The 14,632-nt window shown below is 57.7% G+C and carries 16 protein-coding genes; 13 read left to right on the top strand and 3 right to left on the bottom strand.

Translation table 11 applies throughout. The annotated features are described in order from the left end of the window. Positions 1-94: 94 nt before the first annotated feature. Complete coding sequence (locus tag J4E58_RS11025; protein WP_087090037.1) at positions 95-1,438, bottom strand: ATP-binding protein; 1,344 nt, start codon at positions 1,436-1,438, stop codon at positions 95-97. Continuing rightward, positions 1,435-2,145: a response regulator gene (locus tag J4E58_RS11020; protein ID WP_009045463.1), complete on the bottom strand. Its 711-nt coding sequence runs from the start codon at positions 2,143-2,145 to the stop codon at positions 1,435-1,437. Before J4E58_RS11020 ends, J4E58_RS11025 begins: the two co-directional genes overlap by 4 nt. Before the next feature lie 168 nt (positions 2,146-2,313). Between J4E58_RS11020 and J4E58_RS11015 the strand changes: the two genes are divergently transcribed. The 4 genes from J4E58_RS11015 to J4E58_RS11000 all read left to right on the top strand — a co-directional run bounded on the left by J4E58_RS11015 (position 2,314) and on the right by J4E58_RS11000 (position 5,338). Continuing rightward, positions 2,314-3,102, top strand: a complete 789-nt coding sequence (locus J4E58_RS11015; RefSeq protein ID WP_062824734.1) for a VacJ family lipoprotein — start codon at positions 2,314-2,316, stop codon at positions 3,100-3,102. Then, a complete protein-coding gene (locus J4E58_RS11010) occupies positions 3,089-3,364 on the top strand; it encodes a hypothetical protein (RefSeq protein ID WP_087090035.1) in 276 nt (91 codons plus the stop codon). Before J4E58_RS11015 ends, J4E58_RS11010 begins: the two co-directional genes overlap by 14 nt. A gap of 112 nt (positions 3,365-3,476) precedes the next feature. After that, on the top strand, positions 3,477-4,946 hold the full coding sequence (locus J4E58_RS11005; protein WP_087090033.1) for a PAAR domain-containing protein: 1,470 nt from the start codon (positions 3,477-3,479) through the stop codon (positions 4,944-4,946). A gap of 68 nt (positions 4,947-5,014) precedes the next feature. Then, positions 5,015-5,338: a hypothetical protein gene (locus J4E58_RS11000; RefSeq protein ID WP_256583091.1), complete on the top strand. Its 324-nt coding sequence runs from the start codon at positions 5,015-5,017 to the stop codon at positions 5,336-5,338. 223 nt (positions 5,339-5,561) lie between these two features. On the opposite strand, the gene J4E58_RS10995 is transcribed toward J4E58_RS11000, so the two are convergent. Further along, on the bottom strand, positions 5,562-5,840 hold the full coding sequence (locus J4E58_RS10995; RefSeq protein WP_087090029.1) for a DUF3077 domain-containing protein: 279 nt from the start codon (positions 5,838-5,840) through the stop codon (positions 5,562-5,564). Positions 5,841-6,375: 535 nt separating this feature from the next. On the opposite strand from J4E58_RS10995, the gene J4E58_RS10990 reads away from it, so the two are divergent. From J4E58_RS10990 to J4E58_RS10950, 9 genes are all read left to right on the top strand, one after another. Further along, entirely contained in the window at positions 6,376-7,203 is an 828-nt protein-coding gene (locus J4E58_RS10990; RefSeq protein ID WP_143481881.1) for a hypothetical protein, read from the top strand. A gap of 93 nt (positions 7,204-7,296) precedes the next feature. Next, on the top strand, positions 7,297-7,776 hold the full coding sequence (locus tag J4E58_RS10985; protein ID WP_256583092.1) for a hypothetical protein: 480 nt from the start codon (positions 7,297-7,299) through the stop codon (positions 7,774-7,776). 550 nt (positions 7,777-8,326) lie between these two features. Then, positions 8,327-8,824: a PAAR domain-containing protein gene (locus tag J4E58_RS10980; RefSeq protein WP_081363157.1), complete on the top strand. Its 498-nt coding sequence runs from the start codon at positions 8,327-8,329 to the stop codon at positions 8,822-8,824. A gap of 3 nt (positions 8,825-8,827) precedes the next feature. Next, positions 8,828-9,562, top strand: coding sequence for an alpha/beta hydrolase (locus tag J4E58_RS10975; RefSeq protein WP_087090025.1), 735 nt, complete (start codon positions 8,828-8,830; stop codon positions 9,560-9,562). After that, positions 9,559-10,089 (top strand): hypothetical protein, encoded by a 531-nt coding sequence (locus J4E58_RS10970; RefSeq protein WP_256583093.1) that lies wholly within the window; start codon positions 9,559-9,561, stop codon positions 10,087-10,089. Before J4E58_RS10975 ends, J4E58_RS10970 begins: the two co-directional genes overlap by 4 nt. Before the next feature lie 137 nt (positions 10,090-10,226). Continuing rightward, positions 10,227-12,176, top strand: a complete 1,950-nt coding sequence (locus tag J4E58_RS10965; protein WP_087090021.1) for an alkaline phosphatase D family protein — start codon at positions 10,227-10,229, stop codon at positions 12,174-12,176. Positions 12,177-12,278: 102 nt separating this feature from the next. Further along, a complete protein-coding gene (locus J4E58_RS10960) occupies positions 12,279-12,869 on the top strand; it encodes a DedA family protein (protein WP_087090019.1) in 591 nt (196 codons plus the stop codon). Between the two features lie 122 nt (positions 12,870-12,991). Further along, positions 12,992-14,242 (top strand): aspartate aminotransferase family protein, encoded by a 1,251-nt coding sequence (locus J4E58_RS10955; RefSeq protein ID WP_087090017.1) that lies wholly within the window; start codon positions 12,992-12,994, stop codon positions 14,240-14,242. Positions 14,243-14,389: 147 nt separating this feature from the next. Further along, complete coding sequence (locus J4E58_RS10950) at positions 14,390-14,629, top strand: hypothetical protein (protein ID WP_023967206.1); 240 nt, start codon at positions 14,390-14,392, stop codon at positions 14,627-14,629. Positions 14,630-14,632: the final 3 nt, after the last annotated feature.

Raw genomic sequence — 14,632 nt, 5'->3', positions numbered from 1 at the left:
CTTGTGTCCCCTGTAGGAGCGAGCTTGCTCGCGATCCGCGTAGCGGCCAGCGGCCGGGCCGTCCGGTCGGGCGCTATCGCGAGCGAGCTCGCTCCTACAGGTATGTCATCGGCAACAACACACAGGCCTGCAACCCGCCACCGTCACGGTTGCGCAAGCGCAGCTCGCCACCGTGCTCCAGCACGATCGCCCGCGCCGCGGAAAGCCCCAGGCCGACGCCGCCAGTGTTGCGGTTGCGCGAGCTTTCCATGCGGAAGAACGGCTCGAACACCTGTTCCTGCCACTCGACGGGAATCCCCGGCCCGCGATCCAGCACACAGACCTTCACCTGCTCGGCATCCGCCAGCACTTCAATCGCCGGTTCGCTGCCGTATTTGATGGCGTTTTCCAGCAGGTTGCTCATGACCCGCTTGAGCCCCAGCGGGCGGCCGAAATACACCAGGCGCGGCGGGCCGCTGAACGCGATGTCGATGGACTGGTCGCGGTAATCGTCGACCAGGGTTTGCAGCAGTTCCGCCAGATCGAAGGACGTCGCCTCCTCCAGCCGCGCGTCGTCACGGAAGAAATCCAGGGCCGAGTTGATCATCGCCTGCATCTCGTCGACGTCATGGAACAGCCGGCGCTGCTGCTCGGGGTCCTCGATGAACTCGCCGCGCAGGCGCATGCGCGTCAGGGGGGTACGCAGGTCATGGGAGATCGCCGCGAGCATCTGCGTGCGGTCCTTGATGAAGTGCTGCAACTGGGCTTGCATGGCGTTGAACGCGAGGATCGCCTGGCGAATCTCGTGGGGCCCGACCGGCTCGATGGGCGGCGCGCGAAAGTCCACGCCAAAGCGCCGCGCGCCCAGGGCGAACTGCTGCAAGGGCCTGGCCAGGCGGCGGGTGGCGATCAGGGCGACCAGGACGGTGGACAACAACACCAGCCCGATCACGATCAGGTTACGCGGCCCCTCGTCCAGCCCCCAGTTGCGCGAGACCGAGGAGAACATCAGCCAGGAGCCGTCGCTCATCTGGATCAACAACGCATAAGGTCCGCCCGGCTCCGGCCAGTCGCTGGGCTGGTAGGCTTCAATGTGCCCTGCCCCCGGCCTGAGCAGTTGCTTGAGTTTCGTCGAACCCTCGCGGTACTCCGGCTCATCGACTACCGGCACCTCGATATCCCGTCGCGTAGGATGCCAGGTCACGCTCAGGCCGTGGTCGCTGACCGACTCGGCCAGGCGCGCGCGTTGCGTCGGCTCCGAAGCGTCGATCAGATTGCTGATGGACGCGATCTTTTCCACCAGGCCGGATTCGCTCAACGGCGGCTTGGCCCAGACCCCGGCCAACTGCACGAACAGCGCATTGAAGGCCAGCGCGGTGAGCATCGCCATCAGGGTGGTCAGGGCGATCCAGCGGGCGATGGTGTCGCGCGGGCCGCCCGGTCTGTGTCTTGCTCTCATTGGCGGGTCACGCTGGGGGTGAACAGATAACCGCCATTGCGCACCGTGCGAATCATCGCCGGGCGCTTGGTGTCGAACTCCAGCTTGCGCCGCAGGCGACTGACCTGCACATCGATGCTGCGGTCGAAGGCGTCATGGGCCTGCCCGCGCGCCAGATCGAGCAACTGCTCGCGGGTGAGGATGCGTTGCGGATGCTCGACGAACACCAGCAGCAGGTCGAACTCCCCCGCCGACAGCGGGATCATCACCTGGTCCGGCGAGCGCAGCTCACGGCGGGTCAGGTCCAGTTGCCAGTCGGCGAACCGGATCAACGGGCGCGGCACCTCCCCGGTCACCGGCCGACTCTCCCCGGCCCGACGCAGCACCGCGCGCACCCGGGCCAGCAACTCGCGGGCATCGAAGGGTTTGCTCAGGTAATCGTCGGCGCCCATTTCCAACCCCACCACGCGGTCGCTCAATTCGCCCATGGCGGTCAGCATGATCACCGGCACGGCGTGCTGCTGGCGCAGGCGCTGGCACAGGGTCAGGCCGTTTTCCCCCGGCAGCATCAGGTCGAGAATGATCAGGTCCGGCACCTGCCGCTCCAGCGCCGCCCACAGCGAAGCGCCCTCGGTGGCGACTTCCACCGAGTAGCCGTGTTGCACAAAAAATTTCTTCAGCAGCGCGAGGACCTCAAGGTCGTCGTCCACGATCAACAGACTGCTCACCAGTGTGTATCACTCAAGCTCGGAATGAGCTGTCATTCAAAACCATTGGACGCGGCCCGTCATATATTTCAACGCGGTAACAAACCGACAACCCCGCAATAAAGCAGACATCTTTAAGCAAAACGCCCATGCCAGCATCGGCCTCCCTGTTCCCAAGGTCCGCCGCCCATGCGCTCATTCCTGTGTTCCGCCCGCCTGCCTCGTCATACCGCCCTGCTGCTGTCCCTGTCCTACCTGGCGGGCTGTACCAGCCCGGGCCCCACTACCCAAATCGCCTGCGCGAAGGTCGACTATCCGATCTATGACCCCGCCGAGCCGGTCAACCGTGGCGTGTTCGCCTTCAACAAGGCCGTCGACGACTACGCACTGGCACCGGTCGCCCGCGGTTACCGCCATCTGCCCGACTTCATGCAACAGGGTGTGCACAACTTCGCGAGCAACTTCGGCGAGCCCAAGGTCTTCATCAACGACCTGCTGCAGGGCAACCCGCAGCGCTCGGTCAACAGCCTGGGGCGCTTTGCGGTCAACACCACGGTCGGCGTGCTCGGCCTATTCAACGTCTCGGACCCACTCGGCATCCCACGCCACACCGCCGACTTCGGCCAGACCTTCGGCGTGTGGGGCATCGGCAACGGTCCCATCGTCGAACTGCCGCTGCTGGGCACCGACAACAGCCGCGACTCCGTGGGCAAGATCCTCAACTTCGTGGTCTCCCCCTTCGGCGACAACAGCGACACCGTGCAGACCCTGGGCACCGTCGCCATGGTCGGCGGCGTAGTGGACGGCCGCGCCGCCCTGCTGCCGCTGACCGACAGCCTGAAAACCATGCCCGACTACTACAGCGCCCTGCGCGACGTGAACGCCGAACACCGCGCCGCCTTCGTGCAGGAAGGCAAGCAAGGCGCTACCAGCCCCGCGAAAAACCGCTGTGAAGGAGCAACTCATGATGACTTCTGAAACCGACGCCCTGGTCCTGCTGCAACGCGTGGCCAAACACGGCGACGCCTCCCTGCAATGCCGCGAAGTCAGCCTGCGCCTGTCAGACGACCAGCAGCACCTGACCCTCAGCCGCTACAGCGAGCACTACAGCCCCGAAGGCCTGGAATGGGTCGAGCGCCAGCACCGCATCAGCGTCACCGAGTTGATTCGTTGGGTGATCAAGCAGGGGGAGCCGCAGGTGTTGGTACGAGGGGCGGACAGCGGTCTTGCGTCGTTATGAGTCGACGGGGCTGAGGCCAGCCGAGGAGATAGGCATTTCAGGATCGCCTGATTCAGCAGCCTGATATTCGTCGTTACGTTCGAGGGCCCATCTCTCACCAGGAACGTACGCCATGGCTTTTGTCATCAGGGAAGGCGACCCCACCACAACCGGCGGCAAGGTCATCGCCGGCTCGGGCACCACCTTTGTCGTGAATCAACGAGTGGCCCGCATTGCCGACCCGGTCTGGTGCCCGGTATGCCAGACGGTAGGTTTTATCGCCGAGGGCCATCACACCTGGGTGGATGACCAGCAAGCCACGGCGGTGGAGGGCAGCCTGGTGCAATGTGGCTGCCCGACCGGGGCCAACCGACTGATCGCCACTCAGTGGACGGTCTGCTCCGGGAATCAGCCGACCATCCCGCTCGACAGCGATTGCGTCGGGCCGGCGGTGATCAATACCCAGCGCTGGGCCGACGCCATTCATAAGGGCTACCCGCAAAACGAGTTTGCCGATGCGGTGCCGCGGGATCAGGTGCGCGGCCTGAGCGTTGCTCACGGCGATATCGTTTCACCGCCGTTGTCCGTGCAGGACACGCAGCATCTGGTCGAGCCGGGTTTTCATATCGTGCAAACGCCCATGAGCCGAGCGGCGCTGGAGACGGTGTTGTTCGGTCAAGCCGATAAGGCGGTGCTGGAGAAATTCCGCCGGCTCAATCCTCAACTCTCAAACGATGCCAAACCTGGGCAACTCGTCGTGCTCAGTCATCCTGACAACTACCAATGCACTCGCGAAGAAGCGCTGCTGATGGAAGCGGCGGAAAAGGTCAGCGCGGCATTGGCATCCCTGAGCGATGAGGAAGCGGCTTTTATGCTCAAGCACCGGGAGCAGGTTGAGTCGATACTTTCCTATGGTTCGACTGCCTTGGGTGTCAGCACGGCGGCCGTTGGTAACCATATGGATAGCTTGAAAAGAACGTTGCTGGATATCGAAGCGCTTCATCAGAAGTTCTTCCTGCGAGACGGCCACCTTCGTAGCGTCGAGTTCTTCAGTGAAAGAAAAAAGCTGTTCGTGCAGTTGGACGCTAACCTGACAACCGTCACGAAAATGAGCATTGCCTTCCCTGATCACCCCAAACTCAAGAGTGCCTTGAATATTTCAAGCCGCAGCTTGGTGCATCGCTGGACTCAGGCAGGCGCGGTGGGACAGATACCGGGATACGCAACACAGATTGAAGGTGTTGCAACAGCCTCCAAGGTAATCAAGTGGGGCGGTTGGCTTGGGACAGCGTTGGGCGGTGGAGCGTCTTATGTGAAGGTTCAGGACGTTTGCTCAGCAGGGAATAAGCAGGCTTGTGAGAAGGTACGCTTTACGGAAACCGGAAGCTTTACCGGCGGAGTAGCGGGTGGAATGTTTGCAGGAATGGCTTTAGGTACTGCCGCTACTGGAACTGTCTGTGTAGCCATTGGAGTCCCTACAGGTGGCATCGGTAGCATGGTGTGCGGCCTGATAGTCGTCGGAGGGGGCTCTTATGCGGCAGGGAAACTGGGTGAAGCCGGGGGCGAAAGCATTGGAGAGTTTATATATGAGAAAGGAAAATGAACCTAATTAGCTCCCCACATGATTTTTTTGCTGTTTTATGTGCCCTGACTTTTCTTGGAATATTCAGCATGGCTGGTATCTATCTCTATTGGGGGTACACCCGCATGGAGGAAATACTTGGCCACGTTAAAAACTGCAAGGCAATAACCGGGAGCAGGTTCTATCTTCACATGGGCCCCTGGGGAAGGCTTGTAATGGTCGGTATGGTGGCAGGTTTCTTAGCCCGACCTACCTCCTATATCAAAAAAGGCATACTGGACGCTAACGAGATAGATACCTTTCCCCAGCCACTTAAAAGAAGGCTCACCCTATCGCACTATATTGTATGGGGACTTGGGGGAATCATGCTGTTATCGGTTAGTGCAATGAAAGCGATTGAGCTTTTCACCTGAATACAAAAAGGCCCTTTAAGGGCCTTTTGGCATCCTGCCCTCTCTCATATAGCAGCCAGAATTCCCTTCCGTATCCCCATAACGTTATTGTGCCTCTCTTGAGGCTTCCATCTGCGCTTGAAGGAAACCAACGAGCGCGGTTGGCATTACGCGTTTGCTTTGGTATGAAGGCCCAGCAATGGGGCCTTCATTCAGGGCTTATACCCGGACGACGATGATCACATCAGGACCGACAACTGTCCGCTACCGACCACTCGCCAAGGCACAGATCATCCACAATCGCCTTGCCCATCTCACTGAAGTAATGGGACGCCCAGGCATAACGATCGTCCCGCTCCATGGCCGCATCCAGGGCCAGCATCTTGGCGTGGAACAGCAACTGAGACACATGCTCCAACGCCTCGCGCAGCGGCACATCGGGGTTGACGCGAAACAGTGGGTGTTGGGATTCACCCGTGGGGGCAAAGGTGACGGTACCGAGGGTTTTGATTGAAGTGCTCATTGTGCACCTCCAGTAATTACTGGAAGGCTGGAGATTGCGAGGTGAAGATACTGAGTCAAAACGTCCATGCGACTAGCTCCTATGTGATGAGCTGCCACATTCGTTTCCAGGCGAAAGGGTGGCAGCTGTACGCAGGCTGGAAACCGGGACAATAGGAACCCGGCAGGTCCGAAGACCTCCCGCGCACAGCCGCCATAACAAAGTGTGCGGACACAAAAAAGCGCCGACATTCTAATGCAAGGCGGCGCCTATGCGCCTATTGTTTCTACGGATTTCCAGGCCCGGTTGCTGAGTTGGCAGCAACAAACTCAAGCTAACGCGAGGAATGAAGAGGATCAATAAGGAACCAGATACAGGAAATTTCCAACAGCGCGATGCCCCTCCTGCCCCCGTTATAAAGCCGCAACGCCACAAGATAGATGAAAGAAAAATGGACACATTAATGTCAAATTAGTAGCATCCCTCCCTGAGCAGCTGCTTCTAAAAACCAAAAAAATATATAAATAACCACCAAAGCCAAACTACAGGAAAACGCATGGACGCAAAAGAAATAAGCCTAATACTTCGCATTGAAGGCGGCGTTGCAGACGAAGGAATACTTGACATTTACGATGCAGCCAACACTATTTATGGTTTGGCACGAACAGTAAATCTAGTATCACACTCCCTCTCCAACAATGAAGAGGTTCGAACAAAAAATCAAAGCGCCAAGGGAGCAAAAGCCTTTGTTCACTCATCAAAAAAAGGATGCTTTGAAGAGCAAGTCGATATTAGATTCGAGCAAAGAATAGTAAAAAAAATTGGCAACTCTGTAATACCTGCAGTTTTTTGGGACTATTTAACCTGGGTTCTCTCTGCATCTGTCGGCATTACTACAGAGCCACAAACACCATATGTAAAGAAAATCGCTGCAACAAATGAAATTTTCATACATGAAATTGCGGATGCATTAGAATCACCAATGAATCTAATCCATAAAGCTATTTCCAGGGATGAAAATATAAAAATATACTTCAATAGACCTCGCGTCGGAGACACACTAACTCTAGACCGTCACACCTTGGACTTCGTTACCACAAGGGAAGAGGAAACACAAACCAAGTACATAATTGGAAACGTCACTAAAGTCAACATCCTAAGCCACTTCGGAAGACTATACTCTGACGAAGAAGGACGCGTTATTTCTTTCGCCCTTGCTAACCCTGACGACAGTAGAGTTAGAGGACTTTCCCTTAAATCTATGCAAGAGCATAATGAAGGCGAATCAGGAAAAGTATATCTGAGAGTTTCCAAGGTAATAAGCGCTCAAGGTGTCGTAAAACGCTACATCGTTCATGACATCCTTGAGACTCTTGAGTCTTAATAAATGACAGAGCCTTCAAGATATTGCGACATTGTTTTTAACTCGTGTATGACTATGTCGGAGTGGGCAGTATATTGGCAAGCAGCAGGTGTAGTGACCGCAATAATAATTGGTGCGGTAGGTCTATACAAAATATACCAAGAACTACGTAGATTAGATGAGCAGCGCTCAAAAGACATACAAGACAAAGATACAGCAGCAAGACTAAAAAGAACTGAGTTCTTTTTAACTCAGCACCGAAGACTTTTCGATGACAAAGATCTCTTTGAAGTGCTCTGCCTAATAGACTCAGACCATCCAGAGCTTGCCGACATATCAATATGGGACAAAAAAAGAAAGCTCATGGCCTTCTTTGAAGAAATAGCACTCCTTGTTAAATCAAAACAAATAAATGAAGATGTCGCCTTCTATATGTTTGGATATTATACATTATGCGCAAGATACGGAAAAAACTTCAACGAAGGAATAGACATTTCAAAAGAGTATTGGGCTTTATTTTTTGAATTCTCAGAAAAAGCAGAGAAATATCTGGAAGAAAACAAAGACGGACCACCACACAACATGTCTCTTTAAGAAAAACCGAACCACATCAAAACACCCTCAACACACTTACCACGTATATATTTCACCAAACAACTTCAACTCATCACCCCACACCGTATACAGAAAATATGGCACCAACTGATATATTCCAAACTCCATACCACTATCCCCTTTGCCAAAGAAGCACTCATTAGTATCATTGACCAAGGCGTTCCCTTCTAACAGAGAGTCACACCTGAACGCACCTTAATTTAGACATTTCAGACATTTAGCAATACCTGTACATATTTTAATCGAGCAGAGAAGAGTATGTTTCGTCTTCGCCTCATTAACTTTCTCATCCAGACTCAGGGAGAAACGACGCTAACAATAAGCTCCACTTAAAGACTTTAATATAGTCTTCCCTCAGTTTCTTCTGGTTTTTTTTTGAGTTTTGGCAGAGACACCGCCAACTGATTGGGTAGAGCGAAAACCTCAGTGAAGGCTAGTGTTCGTAATGAATCCAAGTTTGAAGAGGACGCTTTGTTACTGCATCATGCGCGCCCCAACTGGATGACTTGCAACACTTCAAGGACCGATCATGAGTGGTAAACCCGCTGCCCGCGTCAGCGACCCAACCGCCTGCCCGCTTCCCGGCCACGGCACCAACCCTATCGTCACGGGTTCGCCCAATGTCATTTTCGACGGCTTGGCCGCCGCTCGAAAGAGTGACCAATCAGCTTGCGGCAGCCCGATAACCGGGGCGGTTTCCAGCACTGTATTCATCAATGGCTTGAATGCCGCCACGCTGGACAGCACCGGCGGGCACGGCAACATCATCATCGGGGGCTCCGGCACCGTCATCATTGGCGACACGGTGGTCAACGCCCCCTTCACCGGGCTCTTGCCCATGCCGGTGAACTTCACTGACCGTTTGAAGCTGGTGAACGATGTAACGGGCGAACCGATGCCCAATCATGCTTACGTGATCCAACGGGCCGATGGGCGCCTTGAGCATGGGGTTTCGGATGCCGCTGGTTTCACCCATGAAATCAGCTCGCATGTTGCAGAAAGCATCAAGTTGTTTTTGGAAGAGTGACGCATGGAAGCCAACACCATTACCTCGGCGAACGGTAAACCCGTTAAGTTGAAAGCTGAGCACACGCTTACAGATAAAAAAGACAAGAGTGACAAAGTCATTCCTATCGAGAGCACCAAGGCCATTGTGTTTTTTGTGGGGGGTGCAGGGGATAAGGAAAGTTATTATTTTTCTGGCCCTTATGAAAATATAAAATACGCACAAGAGCCCTTAGATAAGCGAGCCAATACCTTACAAAAACAAGGAAAATACAGATCCGTGTGGCTTGGGTACAACCAGATTAGAGGAAAGAAAGATATCCAGAAAAACGTCCTGAATATTATCCCTTATAAATCGTGCCCTATTTACATTATTGGCCATAGCTTGGGAGGCTGGAACAGCGGGCATTTGACTAAAACCATGGCTGACTGGGGGTACACCATAACAACACTGGTGACTCTCGACCCCGTCGGAGAAGGTACGCTGGTGTGGCTTGGCTCTGACATTGCCGGATCTGCGCCTACACCGGTTGCGGAGAAGTGGATCAACATCAGAGCCACACCATCCAAACCTGACGATTCAGACAAAGTCGCGGACTTTGGTGAAAGATGGATAATGAATAGCGGGCCTGATTTGAATCTAAACATGGATATTAATCATGCAAATGCATTTGGTATGTTCATGCGGCCAATTGTGGGCTCACAATCCGCCTGCGATATCATCTTTGAATCCATTACCAACAAGCTGGCAAAAACATGAAAAGACTATGGCTGCTTCTACTGGCTATCGCCTGTTCCTCCTGCGCAAAAGATCATGAGAAACCGCCAGCAGACTTGAGTTTCATTTCTGTCGAACGCAAAGCGGATCTTTCGCTGTACATCATCCGCTACGAATCAAACATCAACCTTCTGGATCTCTACGGAAGAGGTATGGGAGAAGGTATTGCCTCAGCTCAATTTATTTGTGCATTAGACGGTGACTATGACTTTTCTGTTGAGCATGAAATTGCGCGTTCTGCCTATGGCAGGATTCAGGCTGATGCGGCTCAAGCGAATCAACCAACTTCAATCTTTTTCACTGAAGCTTTTTTGAGTGAAACCCTCGACAAAGGACAATCCCGTCGCGACCTCTCTGTCGAAGAATTGAACGCCTTGTTAGCCAACAAAAAGACGATTCCGTGCAAAGCACTCATCACCGCCTACGGCTACAAGGCCTACTACTCCAACACCCTGCAATTACCTGTTGCCGATCTGCTTCGAGAAATCAATAAACCCGAGACCCCGTAGCCCTCTACGAGCACCGCGCAGTTCTTACCCCCTCCCTGCGTGACTCTCCCAAGCAACCTGAGCACTGGCTGACAAATCTTCGACATCAGCTGCGGTACTATCGGCGCTTCCGTCTGCCGTATGAGCTTTGAATTCGCGTGTCTCGAACGTCCCCCTCGACCGCTGCTAGCAACAACTTGCCCTGCGTCCTCGCTGGCCCCCTGCTGCGCCGCCTGGAACCCACGCGGCTGGTGCTGTGGCTGGCGGGCTCGCGGGCGCTGGAGCTGACGTTGCGTTTGCAGGCAGGCAGCGAGGCGCAAATCCGCGACTACCCGCTCAGCGCCGAGCAGTGCCAGGTCATCCCCGTAGGCCAGCACGCGTTTATCCATCTGATAGATCTGCCGCTGGACAATCCCCTGCCTTGCGATGTGCCCATCGACTATGACCTGCTGATCGCCAACGCCGACGGCTCCAGTTCGGGGATCGCCGAGTGGGCGCCACATTTGCTTTATGGGCAAAAGCAGCAGCCGGATTTCGTCCTGCACAGCCGTATCCAGCAGTTGGTCCATGGCTCCTGTCGCAAGCCTCATCATTCGGCGGATGAGGGCCTGCTCTGCGTCGATCGCCTGCTGGCGGAAACGCCAGAGCCGCAGCAACGCCCTGCCCTGCTGCTGATGACCGGCGACCAGGTGTACGCCGACGACGTGGCTGGGCCGATGCTGCGGGCGATTCATGCGCTGATCGAGCGCCTGGGCTTGTTCGGCGAACATCTGGAGGGCGCGGTGGTCAGCGACAGCGCCGCGCTTTACCGGCATCGCGCCAGCTATTACAAACGCGCCGAATTGCTGCCGGCGCTGAAAAGCAACGAGACCCTGCGCGAGCGTTTCTTCGGCGGGGTGAAGAAGCCGATCTTCACCAGCAGCAGCGCCGACAATCACCTGGTGACCTTCGCCGAAGTCATGGCCATGTACCTGCTGGTCTGGTCACCGCTGCCCTGGCGCCTGATCGATCCACGACCGCCGCAGCTGGATGCCAAGGAACAGCAGCGCTACCAGCGCGAACAACTGCGGATCGAGGCTTTCGCCAAGGGCCTGGGCGGCGTGGCGCGGGTGTTCGCCCACCTGCCGAGCCTGATGATCTTCGACGACCACGACATCACCGACGACTGGAACCTCAGCGCCCAGTGGGAAGAAACCGCCTACGGCCACCCGTTTTCCAAACGCATCATCGGCAATGCGCTGATCGCCTACATGCTGTGCCAGGGCTGGGGCAACAATCCGGATGCCTTCGCCACACCGCTGCAACACACCCGCGCCCTGAGCGCCGAGGCCCAGGGCGATGCGCGCTACCTGGACAGCACCACCCAGGACACCCTGATCGACGAATTGCTGCGTTTCCAGCAATGGCAATACACCCTGCCCACCACCCCGGCGCTGGTGGTGCTGGACACCCGCACCCGGCGCTGGCGCAGCGAGTTCAACCTGGCGCAGCCCTCGGGCCTGCTCGACTGGGAAGCCCTGAGCGAGCTGCAGCATGAACTGCTGGATCACCCGTCGGCGATCATCGTTTCACCGGCGCCGGTGTTCGGCGTCAAGCTGATCGAGACGGTGCAGAAGGTCTTCAGCTGGTGCGGCCACCCGCTGCTGGTGGACGCGGAAAACTGGATGGCCCACCGCGGCGCGGCCCAGGTGATCCTGAATATTTTCCGCCACTCGCGCACCCCGGGTAACTACGTGATCCTCTCCGGCGACGTGCATTACTCCTTCGTCTACGAAGTGCTGATCCGCCACCGCAAGGGCGGCCCGAAGATCTGGCAGATCACCAGCAGCGGCATCAAGAACGAGTTTCCACCGACCCTGCTGGAATGGTTCGACCGCCTCAACCGCTGGCTGTATTCGCCACGCTCGCCGTTGAACTGGTTCACCCGCCGCCGGCTGATGCGAGTGGTGCCCTACAGCCCCGAACATCGCGAGGCCGGCGAACGGCTGTGGAACTCGGCGGGCATTGGCCAGGTGTTCTTCAACGACAACGGCCAACCCCGGGAGATCTACCAGCACAACGCCAATGGCGCACCGAAAACCCGGATGCTGGCGCCAGAGGAAGACTAAACCCCGCCGAGCGATTCGCAACAATGGACTCGCTCGGACACGCTATGGTTCAGCCGGTTGATCGCACCACCCCATTAGCTCTTCAAAGGCTCCCGGATTCCCATGCTCGAACACCTCGACCTGCATGCCCTGCTCGCGACCTACGGTTACTGGGTGATCGTCCTCGGCTGCCTGCTCGAAGGCGAAACCGTGCTGCTCCTGGGCGGCATGGCGGCGCATCAGCAAGTGCTGGACCTGTGGGTGGTGATTGCCGTGGCGACGGTCAGCGGGATGTTCGGCGACCAGTTGCTGTTCTGGAGCGGGCGGCATTTCGGCGGGCGTTTGTTGCCGCGCCTGAAGGGCCAGCAGGCCGCCATCGAGCGGGTGACCGGGCTGATCCGGCGTTACCCCTCGACCTCGGTGCTGGCGGTGCGTTTCATGTATGGCATGCGCTGGGTCGGCCCGGTGGTGATCGGCGCCAGCGGTCTGTCGCCGCTGCGTTTCACCCTGCTGAACATGCTCGGCGCGCTGCTCTGGGCCACGCTGTTCGTCTGCGGCGGCTACTGGGCCGGCGATGCGCTGGAGCATCTGTTCGGTGATTTGAAGCCTTATCGCCTGCCGATTGTCCTCGGGGTCGTGGTGCTGGTGGTGCTGGTCGCCCTGCTGCGTCAGCGCCGGGCCAGGGCCAGGAACGCCGCGCCGCTTAACGACTGATCCCGCCCCAATCCAACATCCGGAATTTTCATACTGACCCCCGCACTTTATTTCGTTTGCGGCCCCACCCCGCTCTTGGCTTAGATAGCCCGCATGTTCCAGGCAGACAGAGCCCTTAGCCCATGAGCAGCGAAAGCATCAGCCAGTCGATTTCCATCGTTCACCCCATCCGCCTGAGCCACGGCAAGAATGCCGAGGTGTGGGACGAGAATGGCAAGCGCTACATCGATTTCGTCGGCGGGATCGGCGTGCTCAACCTGGGGCATTGTCATCCGCGGGTGGTGGCGGCGATCCAGCAGCAGGCCACCCGGCTGACCCACTACGCGTTCAACGCGGCGCCCCACGGGCCCTATGTGGAGTTCATGGAGCGGCTGGCGCGCTTCGTGCCCTTGAGTTACCCGGTCAGCGGCATGCTCACCAACAGCGGCGCGGAGGCGGCGGAGAATGCCTTGAAGATCGTCCGTGGTGCCACCAGGCGCACCGCGGTAATCGCCTTCGATGGCGGCTTCCATGGCCGCACCCTGGCCACCCTCAACCTCAACGGCAAGGTCGCACCCTACAAGCAGAAGATCGGCGTGCTGCCCGGCCCGGTGTATCACCTGCCCTACCCGAGCGCGGACAACGGCGTGACCTGCGAGGAGGCGCTGAAGGCCATGGACCGGCTGTTCAGCGTGGAGATCGATGTCGCCGAAGTGGCCTGTTTCATCGTCGAAGCGGTGCAGGGCGAGGCCGGTTTCCTGGCCCTGGACGTCGAGTTCGCCCGCGCCTTGCGACGCTTCTGCGATGAACAGGGCATCCTGCTGATCGCCGATGAAATCCAGTCCGGCTTCGGCCGCACCGGCCAGCGCTTCGCCTTCTCGCGGCTGGGGATCGAACCGGACCTGGTCCTGCTGGGCAAAAGCATCGGTGGCGGTGTGCCCCTGGGCGCGGTGCTCGGGCGCAAGGCGCTGCTGGACAACCTGCCCAAGGGCGGCCTGGGGGGCACCTATTCCGGCAACCCCATCGCCTGCGCGGCAGCCCTGGCGACCCTGGACGAGATGAGCGACCACAATCTGCAAACCTGGGGCGAACGCCAGGAGCAGGCCATCGTCAGCCGCTACCAGCGCTGGCGGGCCGAGCGCCTGACGCCTTATCTAGGGCGCCTGACCGGGGTCGGCGCCATGCGTGGCATCGAGCTGGTCAAGGCCGACGGCTCGCCGGCCCCGGAGCAACTGAGCGCACTGCTCAGCGCCGCGCGGGACGCCGGCCTGCTGTTGATGCCCAGCGGCAAGTCGCGGCACATCATCCGCCTGCTGGCGCCGCTGACCATTGAGCCGCAGGTGCTGGAAGAAGGGCTGGATATTCTCGAGGGCTGCCTGGCGCGGTTGGCATAACACCGCGCGTTTGCACAAAAGCCGCTCGCCATGGACACTGGCGCGCCTCATGCCATCGACAAGGAAGTGCAACATGACGTGTCCCAGCTACAGAGAGCGGCCCACGGCCGCCAGCCCAGCGAACTTCGACCGCGGCGAGCAAGACTCATGAAGCAGTACATCCCCTTTCTACTGCTATACCTGCTGCTGATGCCGCTGTACTACTGGATGAAGCCTTACCCGCTGAGGAAATGGACAGGCTTGGCCATGGGCCTCGCCGGGCTGCTGTGGATACTGTTCTTGCCGCCCATGTTGGGCGATATCGATACCGGGCTGGCCGCCGTGGCGCTGGTGACCATGGGCAGCTCGCTGTTTTTCAGCCGACGCCGCTACCAGGACCACGCCTGAAGC

The organism is Pseudomonas sp. FW305-25 (assembly GCF_017351415.1).
GTDB classification, from domain to species: Bacteria; Pseudomonadota; Gammaproteobacteria; order Pseudomonadales; family Pseudomonadaceae; genus Aquipseudomonas; species Aquipseudomonas chlororaphis.
The sequence above is the reverse complement of the archived record's forward strand: the minus strand, read 5'-3'. Positions and strand labels throughout refer to the sequence as shown.

Bases quoted from the DNA above. Each gene is read 5' to 3' on its own strand.
- J4E58_RS11025 (WP_087090037.1), bottom strand. From the start codon at position 1,438: ATGAGAGCAAGACACAGACCGGGCGGCCCGCGCGACACCATCGCCCGC.
- J4E58_RS11015 (WP_062824734.1), top strand. From the start codon at position 2,314: ATGCGCTCATTCCTGTGTTCCGCCCGCCTGCCTCGTCATACCGCCCTG.
- J4E58_RS11010 (WP_087090035.1), top strand. From the start codon at position 3,089: ATGATGACTTCTGAAACCGACGCCCTGGTCCTGCTGCAACGCGTGGCC.
- J4E58_RS11005 (WP_087090033.1), top strand. From the start codon at position 3,477: ATGGCTTTTGTCATCAGGGAAGGCGACCCCACCACAACCGGCGGCAAG.
- J4E58_RS11000 (WP_256583091.1), top strand. From the start codon at position 5,015: ATGGCTGGTATCTATCTCTATTGGGGGTACACCCGCATGGAGGAAATA.
- J4E58_RS10995 (WP_087090029.1), bottom strand. From the start codon at position 5,840: ATGAGCACTTCAATCAAAACCCTCGGTACCGTCACCTTTGCCCCCACG.
- J4E58_RS10990 (WP_143481881.1), top strand. From the start codon at position 6,376: ATGGACGCAAAAGAAATAAGCCTAATACTTCGCATTGAAGGCGGCGTT.
- J4E58_RS10980 (WP_081363157.1), top strand. From the start codon at position 8,327: ATGAGTGGTAAACCCGCTGCCCGCGTCAGCGACCCAACCGCCTGCCCG.
- J4E58_RS10975 (WP_087090025.1), top strand. From the start codon at position 8,828: ATGGAAGCCAACACCATTACCTCGGCGAACGGTAAACCCGTTAAGTTG.
- J4E58_RS10970 (WP_256583093.1), top strand. From the start codon at position 9,559: ATGAAAAGACTATGGCTGCTTCTACTGGCTATCGCCTGTTCCTCCTGC.
- J4E58_RS10960 (WP_087090019.1), top strand. From the start codon at position 12,279: ATGCTCGAACACCTCGACCTGCATGCCCTGCTCGCGACCTACGGTTAC.
- J4E58_RS10955 (WP_087090017.1), top strand. From the start codon at position 12,992: ATGAGCAGCGAAAGCATCAGCCAGTCGATTTCCATCGTTCACCCCATC.
- J4E58_RS10950 (WP_023967206.1), top strand. From the start codon at position 14,390: ATGAAGCAGTACATCCCCTTTCTACTGCTATACCTGCTGCTGATGCCG.